The following is a 12,450-nucleotide window of genomic DNA, read 5'->3' as shown; positions in this document are numbered from 1 at the left end:
TTACTCAACTATTTTAGTGTTTTCTGCTAATTCTTTAGCTTGTTCAGTTTGTGTTGTCTCAACTTGCGTTGTTGGTTCTGTAGATGGCTCTCCTTCTTCGTCTCCTCCTGTTAACATCCCTCCAAAACTTAAAAAACCTATTCCCATTAAACCTGTAATGATAAATGTGATTCCTAATCCTCTTAAAGGTGCTGGCACGTTACTATATCTAATTTTCTCGCGAATTGCCGCAATAGCTAAAATGGCCAAAAACCATCCTATCCCAGAAGATATGCCGTAATTAAGTGCTAAACCAAACGTTTCTATTTCACGAGATTGCATAAATAAAGAACCACCTAAAATAGCACAGTTTACTGCAATTAATGGTAAGAAAATACCTAATGAGTTATATAAAGAAGGTGAGAATTTTTCTACCACAATTTCTACTAACTGAACCATTGTTGCAATGGTGGCAATAAACATAATAAAAGAAAGGAAACTTAAATCGTAATCTGCGAACTCTGCTCCCAACCATTTTAATGCACCTGGTTGTAATAAATATTGATCTAATAACCAGTTTAATGGTACAGTAATAGCCAATACAAATATTACTGCTGCTCCTAAACCAACTGCTGTGGCTACTTTTTTAGATACGGCTAAGTATGAACACATACCTAAGAAAACCGCAAATACCATATTATCAATAAATATGGACTTGAAAAATAATTCTAAATGCTCTATCATTTTTTTATATTTTTAAATTTTCGGTTTTAAATCTTAAAAGACTGAAACTGAAAAACTGATTTTTAGTCTTCTATTAAATCTTTGTTTTTACTACGTTGTACCCAAATTATTAATCCAACAATAATTAACGCCATAGGCGGCATTAACATAAAACCGTTGTTTTCGTAACCAATTGAATATACTCCGGTTTTCTCGATAGGATCCCCTAAAACAGGAATACCAAATAAAGTTCCAGACCCTAAAAGCTCTCTAAAGAATCCGACAATAATTAAAATTACAGCGTAACCTAATGCGTTACCAATACCGTCTAAGAACGATTTCCATGGGCCATTTCCTAAGGCAAACGCTTCAAAGCGTCCCATAATAATGCAGTTAGTAATAATTAAACCAATAAATACTGACAGCGTTTTACTTAGATCGTAAGCAAAAGCTTTTAGAACCTGGTCCACAATAATAACTAAAGCGGCTACAACAATTAGCTGAACAATAATTCTAATTTTTGAAGGAATGATATTACGCATTAATGAGATAACAACATTACCAACACCTAATACAAATAACACAGCAACTCCCATTACTAAAGAGGCTTTTAACTCTGCAGTAATTGCTAATGCAGAACATATTCCTAATACCTGAATGGTTATTGGGTTATTATCTGCTAATGGATCTGTGATTAACTTTGCGTCTTTTTTTGAAAGTAGTCCCATATTAGTTGTTATTATTTTTTAAGTTCGTAAAGTACGGCATGTACAATTTTAAATCTTTCTTTATCATTGCAGACACACCATCACCTGTAATAGTAGCTCCGGCTAAAGCATCTACTTCGTAGTCGTCTTTTATATTATTTACAGGATCATTGTTACCTTTTGCAACGGTAATACCTTTAAAGACACCTGCGTCTGTAAGTAACTTTTCTCCATAAAAATCGTCCATAAAGTAACGCTGCTTAATGTTCGCTCCTAAACCTGGAGTCTCACCAGCATGGTCAAAAAATGCACCTTGAACAACCATCTCTTCATCTAGCGCTACATAGCCCCAAATTGCATCCCAAAGTCCTTTTCCTCTAATAGGAGCAACGTATAATTTTTTACCATTGCTTTCTCCTATAAATAACGGTAAGTATCTCGACTTGCCTTCTTTTACTCTTGCTTGTTGTTTTTTAACGTCAATTAAATAAGGCTCGATACCTTTATCTGCATCTGTAGAGTTTTTAAACTCTTCACCAGTCATCTCATTTATAATTTTACCATCTTTTACCTCTAAAACTAATTGTTCTGAAATATTAGTAGTAAAAGCATCTGCTACTTTATCTGTTGAAACAAAAGTAATATCTCCTGTGCCTTCATTTTCATTTATACCTAAAGCGTACAGTATATTCTGTTGCTTTTCCATACGTCTGTTTTCTTCAATATTAGGCTTTAAAGACGATGCAGTAAAGGCTAATAATGAACCTACTACTACAACCATTGCAATAGCAAATAGTATGGTATACGAATTTTTATCTGTTCTATTTTCCATTGTTACGCTGTTTTAACTTTTAAACGTTTCATTCTACGTTTTACATTGCCTTGAATCACGTAATGATCTATTGTTGGTGCAAAGACATTCATTAATAAAATGGCTAAAAATACACCTTCTGGATAGGCTGGATTAAACACACGAATCATAATTGAAATAAACCCAATTAAAAACCCATAAATCCACTTACCTTTATTTGTCTGGGATGCTGTTACAGGGTCTGTTGCCATGTAAACTGCTCCAAAAAGAATACTACCTATTATTAAATGTTGCCAGAAAGGCACACTCATTAATCCATAAAACTTGCTTGTTTCTGGTAACCAACCTGCATCAACAACACCGTTAAAAATTAGTCCCATTGCTAAGGCACCAACTAAAGTTGAAACAATAATTCTCCAGCTTCCTACTTTAGTAAAAATTAAAAATAAAGCACCCAGAATAATTAATAGTTTGGAGGTTTCTCCAACCGAGCCTGGAATAAATCCAAAGAACATATCCATTAAATCGATGCTTGGTAAAGTAGCGCCCTGTGCATACGCTCCCAATAAAGTTTCTCCTGAGATAGCATCTGGTGTTCCAGCTAATTCTGTAGCTCCATGTACCCATACTTTATCTCCAGACATCCAAGTTGGATAGGCAAAGAATAAAAATGCACGAATTGTTAAAGCAGGATTAAGAATATTCATTCCTGTACCTCCAAATACTTCCTTACCGATAACCACACCAAAAATAACTGCAACTGCCAACATCCATAATGGAATATCTACTGGGACAATTAATGGTACCAACATTCCTGTTACCAAATAGCCTTCTTCTACTTCGTGGCCCTTTATTACTGCAAAAATAAATTCGACTATAAGTCCAACACCATAAGACACAATAACTAATGGTAGCACTGTCCAGGCTCCAATAATAAAGTTATCCCAAGTTAGAAAATTTTCGAATAAAGAAGCTTCTCTAATAGTTCCTGCTGCTGCATCTATAGCTGCGTAATGCTGATAGCCTGCATTAAATATCCCAAAGATTAAACAGGGTACCAATGCCATAATAACGGTATTCATGGTACGCTTTAAATCATCGGCTGCCTTAATATGAGTTCCATTATGTGTCGTCTCATTTGGCAAGTATAAAAAGGTATGGATTGCATTAAATGCAGGAGCCATTTTTGTGCCTTTGTACTTTTCTTTTAAATTGTGTAAATTACTTTTTAAACCCATGGTGTATTTTTCATTTCTTCTGTTTAAAATACTCTATTGTTATTTTTATTTTTCATTTCCATCTAAACTTATGTTGTTTGATTTACGAAATGAACAATCTATCCGATTTCTTTAAGCATTAAGTCTAATCCTTTTCTAATAATGTCTTGATGTGGTTGCTTAGACACACAAACAAATTCCGTTAAAGCGAAATCCTCTGGTGCCACTTCATACATTCCTAAAGCTTCCATTTCATCTAAATCCTCATACATACAGGCTTTTAAAATCTGTAAGGGATAAATATCTAAAGGAAATACCTCTTCGTATGTTCCCGTAGTTACAAACGCGCGATGCTCTCCATTTGTATTAGTGTCTAAATTGTATTTCTTCTTTGGGTTTAACCATGAAAAAGTCAAGGCTCTTGAAGTTGATACTTTATTAAAAATAGGTTTATTCCATCCAAAAAACTCGTAATCATCACCTTCTGGAATTACCGTTATTACATTGCTGTAATAATCTAAACTCCCATCTGGCTTAACTTGTTTTCCAGTTAATACGTTTCCAGAAATAATACGATCGTTTCCATCTTTATCTACACCATTATCGTAAACCATAGTAGCGATCTCGCTTCCTATTTTTGTTCTAAAATAACGTGGTTTTTTAACCGAAGATCCTGCTAAAGCAACAATACGCTCAGCATTAAACTTACCAGTTAATAGCAATTCACCAATAATTACCAAATCTTGAGCAGCAATAGTCCATGCTGTCTCGCCTTTGTTAATTGGATCGATTTTATTAATTAAAGTCCCAACATTTCCTGCTGGATGAGGACCAGATATTTTATGTAATTCTACACCAGTTAGTCCTGCAAATGGCGAATTTCCGTTCTTACTAACACCAACATGAATTTTACAATCTGTAATAAGCGCTAAAGCTGAAATTGCTTTTTGCAATTCTGCTTCTTTGCCTTGTAACGTATAATCTAAATCTGCTGCCAAAGGCGCACTTGCGTAAGCCGAAATAAAAATTGCTTTTGGTGCTACGTCTGGATTTGCAATAACATCGTAAGGTCTTTGCTTGATAAATGCCCAACATCCTGAATCTAATAAATGCTGTTTTATTTTTTCAGTTTTTGCAACTTCTAAATTTAAAGAACCAAAATCGTAATACGTTTGTTCTTTATCTGCTTGAAGTTTTACCGATAGAATTCTACGCTTTTCACCACGAGCTATCTCGATAACCTCTCCAGAAACAGGCGAAGCAAATTTTACGTTTTCGTTAGCTTTATCGAAAAACAAAGCTTGACCAGCTTTTACTTTTTCTCCAACTTTTACCAATAATTTTGGTGTTACACTATGGAAATCTTCTGGTCTAACTGTATAAAAATTGCTTATTATAGCATTCTCCGTAGCCTTTTCTGCAGCTCCTTGGAGTTTTATATCAAGACCTTTTTTAATCTTAATGTCGTTTGACATGTGTATAAATCTATTTGTTAATAGTTTAGTGAACTGATTTTATGAGGGCAAAAAATCGGTGCAAAAATACGAATTAATAATAAAATTTTCACAATAAACTAAGAGATTTTTGGTTAGTTATTTTAATGGTCTTAAATAGGCATGGATTTTGTTTATCTTTACATGCATAAAACCTTTAAATATGGCATTTAACGTTAAACATCTTTTTGTACTTTTATTAATTTCAAGTTCGGTTTTTGGTCAGGTTGAAGAAATTAACCCTACCGAGTTAATTAAAACTATAACTTTTAAAGGTGACACGCCAGAAAGTCAATTACCTGTATTAAAATTAGGAGAATACCTTATTTTAGAATTTGATGTTTTAAATGGTAATGAAGATGATTATTATTACGAAATTAAACATTATAATTATGACTGGACACCATCTGTTTTAGTAGAATCTGAGTATTTGCAAGGCTTTAACGAGCAACGTATTAGACAATGGAATAACTCGTTTAACACCTATCAAATCTATTCGCACTTTACGTTAACCATACCAAACGAGCAAACACGTGGGTTAACTAAATCTGGAAATTACCTTATAACCATTTACAATGAAGATGATGAAATTGAATTTACCAGAAAATTTATGGTTTACGAAGATGTGGCAAACGTAGGTGTGGCCATTAAGCGTTCACGGGATGTTTCAGAAATAAAAGACAAACAATCGGTAGATATTGCTATAAGCTCTTCGGTTTTACAATTTAATAACCCGTTGCAAACCATAAAAACTGTTATTGTTCAAAATAACAATCTTAATACTGCAATAAAAAATATCAAGCCACAATACATTTTAGGAAACGAATTGCAATATCGCTACACTAAAGAAACAAGTTTTTATGCTGGGAATGAATATTTATATTTTGAAAATAAAGACTTACGTGGTGCAAACACAGGTGTTCAGTTTATAGAATTAAAAGATTTATATAACAGCTATTTATATAAAGATGTAAAACGCGCTAACCAGCCATACACATATAATCCTGATATTAACGGTAATTTTGTGATTACAGCATTAGATAGTAATAACCCAAGCATTGAAGCCGATTATGCTCAGGTACATTTTACATTACAGTTAAATAAATTAAAAAAAGGGCAATCTGTCCACGTTTACGGAAATTTTAATAATTATGCTGTAAACGAAAGCACTCAACTAACCTATTACGAAGACGATAGCACTTACGAAGGTAAACTCCTGTTAAAACAAGGCTTCTACAGCTACAAATATATAATTAAAAATGAAGATGGTTCTATAGACGAAAACGCCATTAGTGGTAATTTTTATCAAACAGAAAACAATTACAAGGTTTTGGTATATTACAGAGATTTAGGAGCGCGATACGATAGATTAATTGGTGTTGGCGAAGGAAATTCTGTTAATATTACTAACTAATTCGCTCAAAGCAGTTAAAGTTTAGCCTTATTGATTGCAACCGTTGCAAATTATATGTAATATTATTACTTTAGCATTAAACCCCAACAAAATGGTTCAACAGGTAACAAGAGGAATAAAAATTTCGGTAGAAACTAATTTTGAAGGTACTTTTTATAAAAATTATAAAATACATTATGCCTTTGGCTACAAAGTAACTATCGAAAACCAGAGCAAAGACTCTGTACAACTCAATGCAAGACATTGGGAAATTCTTGATGCTCTAAATAATCTTGAAATTGTTTCTGGCGAAGGTGTTATTGGCAAAAAACCGGTTTTAAAACCCGGCGAATCTCACAGTTATAGTTCTGGTTGTTTGTTAACGTCTCCTTTTGGTGCCATGCATGGACATTACAGCATGATTAACTTTACCACCACCAAGCAATTTAATGTCACTATTCCTACATTTAAGTTAAGCGCTCCTTTTGCATTAAATTAGAATTAATTATTGTCTTCTTAACTTACTAATAACGCATTCATTTAATTTGCCTCATCGCTTTTCAATTTATTCAAGTTGGATCTATTGCTATAGAACTTAAGCCAGTTCAAAAAAATTACACTCTCAGTTACTAATACATTCTGTGCTCTCAATGTTAATGTTAATAGATAATTGCACCACATAATTAAGAATTGTTTGACATTTCTATCAATTTAAAATCCTTAAAAATTTCGTAACTTTGCATCTTTAAAATTTAGACAATTAAAAACTTATATAAAAATGGGAAAAGGATTTTTTAATGTACCAATTGCTGTTAACGAGCCTGTAAGAGCATATGCTCCTGGCTGCGAACATCGTGAAGCTATTTCTAAAGCTTACCAAGAAATGTATAGTAGCGTTTTAGACATACCAATGTACATAAATGGTAAAGACGTAACGACAGGGAATACAAAACCAATGTCTCCACCTCACGACCATAATCACATTGTTGGCCACTACCATTTAGCAAAAAAATCGCATGTAGAAGATGCCATTTCTACTGCATTAAAAGCAAAAGAGAAATGGGCTAATATGCCTTGGGAACATAGAGCTGGTATTTTTTTAAAAGCTGCTGAATTAATTGCGGGACCATACAGAGCCAAAATTAACGCAGCTACCATGATGGCACAATCTAAAACCATCCACCAAGCAGAAATTGATGCCGCTTGCGAATTAATAGACTTTTTACGCTTTAACGTTCAGTACATGACAGACATGTACCATGAACAACCAGAGAGCACAAGTGATGCCTGGAACAGATTAGAATACAGACCTCTTGAAGGTTTTGTTTACGCTGTTTCTCCATTTAATTTTACTGCAATTGCAGGAAATTTACCATCGTGTATGGCAATGATGGGTAATGTTGTGGTATGGAAACCAAGCGATTCACAAATCTATTCTGCTAAAGTCATTATGGATGTATTTGAAGAAGCTGGTGTACCTCCTGGAGTAATAAACGTCGTATTTGGCGACCCAAAAATGATTACTGATGTTGTATTGGCAAGTCCGGATTTCTCTGGTTTACATTTTACAGGTTCTACAGATGTATTTAAAGCACTTTGGAAACAAATTGGAAACAATATCAATAATTATAAAACCTACCCAAAAATTGTAGGAGAAACTGGTGGTAAAGATTTTATTGTTGCTCACAAAACAGCAAACCCAATACAAGTAGCAACTGCAATTGCTCGTGGCGCTTTCGAATTCCAAGGTCAAAAATGTAGTGCAGCGTCTCGCGCTTATATTTCTAAAAGCATCTGGAAAAAAGTTAAAACACAATTAGTAAAAGATGTAAAATCTTTTAAAATGGGATCGCCTGCAGATATGGAGAACTTTATCACTGCAGTAATCCATGAAGGTTCTTTTAATAAATTAGCTAAGTACATTGACCAAGCTAAAAAAGACAAAAAAGCCGAAATTATTGTTGGTGGTGGTTACGATAAAAGCAAAGGCTATTTTATAGAACCAACAGTAATTGTAACAGACGACCCAAAATACACAACCATGTGTGATGAGTTATTTGGACCAGTTATAACCATTTATGTTTTTGATGACAAAGACTTTTCTAAAACCTTAAAGTTAGTTGATGAAACGTCTGATTACGCATTAACAGGAGCAATTATAGCTGCAGATCGTTATGCTATTATTGAAGCTACCGAAGCTCTAAAAAATGCAGCTGGTAACTTTTACATAAACGATAAGCCCACTGGCGCTGTTGTTGGACAACAACCTTTTGGTGGAGCACGTGGTTCAGGAACCAACGATAAAGCAGGTAGTATTTTAAATTTACAACGTTGGGTATCACCAAGAATGATTAAAGAAACATTTGTAACACCTACAGATTACAGATATCCTTTTTTAGGAGAATAGAATATTCTTACTACATATATTGAATAAAAAAAACCTAAAGCTTTCGCTTTAGGTTTTTTATTTAGTAAAATTATCATCTTAAAAATAGAACCCAAAACTACCAGTGACACCAAATTTTCTTGCCTCTGGATTTAATACTGGATCTAAATAATTACCTCTAAAATTAAAATCTATTCTAAATATTTTAAAGATGTTTCCAATACCAAAACTATATTCGTAATAAGCTTCTTTAGAGGGAGCTACATAAGTTAAACCTGATGCATTAATGTTCCGGTTCTCCTGTGAAATGTCACCAACAACACCTCTAAATCCTAAAATGGCTCTTAAATTATACTTCTTAAGAAAAGGTATTCTTGAAAATAATCGTCCATTAAAGTTATGTTCCATATGGAGTGTAGCGTATTCGTCTGTAACAAATTCGTAAAAATCAAGGTTGGAAAACGTGTTATAAATTGAAAAATACGTTTGGTTTCCAGGTATTACACTCATTAAACCTAAAGGTATTTTACCGTAGGTTTTACCAACTTCAATACTTGTGGTCAATCGACCAAAACCACCTAAAGCCCATGGCTGATAATATGATAATTGTAATTTAGTATAATCAAAATCACTATTAAACATACTAGGATCACCAACGGTAACCTGAGCAAAGAGCCTTGCGAAATCATCATTTTTTGTTCTGCGCTCTACTCCAAAACCGGTCATTTCACGCTTTGGGAAATAGGATAATGAAAAGGCAGTTTCGTATTGTTGAACTTGAGATTTTGTGTTTGTTTGTGAGGCGTCTGTATAATAGTCTAAACTAAAAGTTGAAGAAGCAGATTCTAATGTTTTATAAGTTCCGCTTAGACGTGTAACAAAATTTCTTAATGGCTCTAGTTCTAATGCAGCTGTGGTTAGATTAACGTTAGTTAATTTATCATTCGTTCCTGTTCCAACAACCGATGATGATGCTAAACTTCTTCCTAAAACATCTGTAGAACTGGTTAAATTAACTCCAATCTGTTCGACATCTCGCCTGTTTCCACCAGAAATAATCAATCGGCTTTTTTTATCCATTAACCATTTTCCAGAAATTCCATATTTAAATTTATCGTCTCTAAAACCATAAGCTAAAAACCCTTCTAAACGCCATAAATCGTTTTGTCCAAAATAGGTTCTTCCTCCACCTCGAAGCCTAATACCTTCTACTTCGTTATAGCCAAAAATCGAAAATATAGGTCCAACATCTAAATTAGCATCATCAAATTCTATGTAACCAGATGCGAGTATACTACCAATATTATAAAGCGCTTTAAACTTCTTTGTTTTCTTTAACGAATCGAGCATAACGTAAACACCTTTTTCATCCTTACTTAAGCTTTCCATTCTGTTTTCTTCCCAGAATGCATCATCTTGATTGTATAGATCCTCATCAAAACTATACACTTTTTCTTTATAGAATTTGGGGTCTTTCTTCTTGTCAAATTCATAGTTATCATACAATGTTGTACGTTTTCCATAAATTCCCTGAGATTTTTCCTTTTTATTAAAGGCAAAATCCGACATAAAATAATCACGTTTTATAAGGAAAGTAGAATCGTTTAAAACCTCGAAATCCTGCTCAATATAAATTTCCTTTACCCAGTTTATATTGGCACTTTTAGAGGCCTGCATATTAATATTCTTAATCGCAAATGTGGTATCTGCAACCCAAAAATCGCCTTTAAAGGTAAGCTCGTTTTTACGACGAGGGTAATAAATAATATTATAACACCATTTATTATCTATAAACGAACTGTCTGCCAAAACGTAATTATAGGTTTGTATTCCCGTTCTGGATATTGGACTTGTAAAACTCTTATCGAAAAATTTTAAATAGTTATCGTAAACGTCGTAGTCGCTATATAAATCGTCGACAAAGTCTATAATAACCTGATTATTGCTAAAACCCGAATTTTTATTTCCTTTTAAAATTTCTCGTTTTTCATTTATAATGTTATCTCCATATACTTCTGCTGAAGACTCATTAATAAACATTGGTAAGTAAGTTTTACCTGTTACTTTCGAGGTATCAACCTGCTCAAAAACAAACTCCATCCCACGAAACAGCTTACTTTTAATAGTGGCGCTATCAATGGTATTTAAATCGAACTCTACTTTTTCGTACTTATCGTATTGATATTGTTTGTACTGTTTTAAACCATTACTACGCTTATTCTCCCATATTTTACGTAAAATATCTATAGCAGGATTGTTTTTTTTAGGTTGTTTTCCTGTTACTAAAACAACTTCCTGTAATGTTGCAGTATCTTCTTTTAAAATAATATCGAAGTTGTAGTTTACTTTTTGAGTTAACGGGACATTTTGCGTTTGAAAACCTACAAACGAAAACACGACATTTGAGTGCGTCTCATCGTCTTCTAAATAGTAGGTTCCATTTTCATCGGTTATGGTGCCAATACTTGTACCTTCAAAATAGATATTTACATAGGGTACCGGATCGTTGGCATCATCGTACACATGACCACTCAGTTTTGTTTGTGCTATTGCAGACAGACTTGCAAGGAATAGCACCAAGAATAGATATTTCATTTTCATAGAGGCCCAATATAAAAAAACTTCATCAACAATTGTGCTAATGAAGTTTGATATAAATCTTTTTTTAATTGTTATTTATACATCACTTTTTTAACAGCCTTAATTACCGAGTTATAATCTGGTAACCATTCTGCCAATAATACTGGTGAATAAGGTGCAGGAGTATCTGCCGTATTAATTTTTACAACTGGTGCATCTAAATAATCGAACGCTTCAGACTGTACTAAATATGTTATTTCTGTAGCTACATTTCCAAAAGGCCAAGCTTCTTCTAATACTACTAAACGGTTTGTTTTTTTAACCGAATTTAAAATAGCATTACGATCCATAGGACGCACTGTACGTAAATCTATAATCTCACAAGAAATACCATCTTTGGCTAACTCATCGGCCGCTTTGTATGCTTCTTTAATAATTTTACCAAAAGAAACGATAGTTACATCTGTTCCTTCCCTTTTAATTTCGGCCACACCTAATGGTATGGTATATTCTCCTTCTGGCACTTCACCTTTATCTCCATACATTTGCTCACTTTCCATAAAAATTACTGGATCGTCATCACGAATGGCAGACTTTAAAAGACCTTTTGCATCGTAAGGATTAGATGGCACAACCACTTTTAATCCTGGCGTATTTGCAAACCAGCTTTCGAAAGCTTGCGAGTGTGTTGCTGCTAATTGTCCTGCAGAAGCTGTTGGGCCACGAAAAACAATAGGACATTTAAATTGCCCTCCAGACATTTGTCTAATTTTTGCAGCATTATTAATAATTTGATCAATTCCTACCAGAGAGAAATTAAAGGTCATATACTCTACAATTGGTCTGTTACCTGTCATGGTAGACCCAATAGCAATACCAGCAAAACCAAGCTCTGCAATAGGAGTATCGATTACACGCTTAGCTCCAAATTCGTCAAGCATACCTTTAGACGCTTTGTAAGCACCATTATATTCTGCCACTTCCTCTCCCATTAAATAAATGCTTTCATCTCTACGCATCTCTTCGCTCATGGCTTCGCAAATAGCTTCTCTAAATTGAATTGTCTTCATATTATATAAAAGTTGAAAAGCAAAAGTAAGAATTACTTCAAACTATTATAGAACAATTTATTTAAAATTTATTATGCATGCATAGTACTTT

Annotated in this window: 10 protein-coding genes; 3 read left to right on the top strand and 7 right to left on the bottom strand. The window is 33.7% G+C overall.

The window, feature by feature from the left end:
• The 5 genes from nqrE to ACVC43_RS03970 all read right to left on the bottom strand — a co-directional run bounded on the left by nqrE (nucleotide 1) and on the right by ACVC43_RS03970 (nucleotide 4,912).
• The gene (gene nqrE / locus ACVC43_RS03990) at nucleotides 1–723 is read right to left on the bottom strand and encodes an NADH:ubiquinone reductase (Na(+)-transporting) subunit E (protein ID WP_452223278.1); all 723 of its coding nucleotides are present in this window, start codon (nucleotides 721–723) and stop codon (nucleotides 1–3) included.
• Between the two features lie 62 nt (nucleotides 724–785).
• A complete protein-coding gene (locus ACVC43_RS03985; RefSeq protein WP_452223277.1) occupies nucleotides 786–1,430 on the bottom strand; it encodes an NADH:ubiquinone reductase (Na(+)-transporting) subunit D in 645 nt (214 codons plus the stop codon).
• Nucleotide 1,431: 1 nt separating this feature from the next.
• Nucleotides 1,432–2,241, bottom strand: coding sequence for a Na(+)-translocating NADH-quinone reductase subunit C (locus ACVC43_RS03980; RefSeq protein ID WP_452223276.1), 810 nt, complete (start codon nucleotides 2,239–2,241; stop codon nucleotides 1,432–1,434).
• 2 nt (nucleotides 2,242–2,243) lie between these two features.
• Nucleotides 2,244–3,458 (bottom strand): NADH:ubiquinone reductase (Na(+)-transporting) subunit B, encoded by a 1,215-nt coding sequence (locus ACVC43_RS03975; RefSeq protein WP_452223275.1) that lies wholly within the window; start codon nucleotides 3,456–3,458, stop codon nucleotides 2,244–2,246.
• A gap of 98 nt (nucleotides 3,459–3,556) precedes the next feature.
• Nucleotides 3,557–4,912 (bottom strand): Na(+)-translocating NADH-quinone reductase subunit A, encoded by a 1,356-nt coding sequence (locus tag ACVC43_RS03970; RefSeq protein WP_452223274.1) that lies wholly within the window; start codon nucleotides 4,910–4,912, stop codon nucleotides 3,557–3,559.
• 181 nt (nucleotides 4,913–5,093) lie between these two features.
• Here ACVC43_RS03970 and ACVC43_RS03965 point away from each other — a divergent pair, with 181 nt between their 5' ends.
• From ACVC43_RS03965 to pruA, 3 genes are all read left to right on the top strand, one after another.
• Nucleotides 5,094–6,344 carry a type IX secretion system plug protein gene (locus ACVC43_RS03965; protein ID WP_452223273.1) on the top strand — a complete coding sequence of 417 codons (1,251 nt, stop codon included), beginning with the start codon at nucleotides 5,094–5,096 and terminating at the stop codon, nucleotides 6,342–6,344.
• A gap of 91 nt (nucleotides 6,345–6,435) precedes the next feature.
• The gene (apaG, locus tag ACVC43_RS03960; protein WP_452223272.1) at nucleotides 6,436–6,822 is read left to right on the top strand and encodes a Co2+/Mg2+ efflux protein ApaG; all 387 of its coding nucleotides are present in this window, start codon (nucleotides 6,436–6,438) and stop codon (nucleotides 6,820–6,822) included.
• A 279-nt stretch (nucleotides 6,823–7,101) separates the two neighbouring features.
• Nucleotides 7,102–8,730 (top strand): L-glutamate gamma-semialdehyde dehydrogenase, encoded by a 1,629-nt coding sequence (pruA, locus tag ACVC43_RS03955; protein ID WP_452223271.1) that lies wholly within the window; start codon nucleotides 7,102–7,104, stop codon nucleotides 8,728–8,730.
• 78 nt (nucleotides 8,731–8,808) lie between these two features.
• Here the strand turns inward: pruA and ACVC43_RS03950 are convergent, their stop codons facing one another.
• Complete coding sequence (locus tag ACVC43_RS03950; protein WP_452223270.1) at nucleotides 8,809–11,304, bottom strand: DUF5686 family protein; 2,496 nt, start codon at nucleotides 11,302–11,304, stop codon at nucleotides 8,809–8,811.
• 77 nt (nucleotides 11,305–11,381) lie between these two features.
• Complete coding sequence (locus ACVC43_RS03945; RefSeq protein ID WP_452223269.1) at nucleotides 11,382–12,359, bottom strand: pyruvate dehydrogenase complex E1 component subunit beta; 978 nt, start codon at nucleotides 12,357–12,359, stop codon at nucleotides 11,382–11,384.
• Between the last annotated feature and the right edge of the window lie 91 nt (nucleotides 12,360–12,450).

Source organism: Lacinutrix chionoecetis (assembly GCF_053604665.1).
The sequence above is the reverse complement of the archived record's forward strand: the minus strand, read 5'-3'. Positions and strand labels throughout refer to the sequence as shown.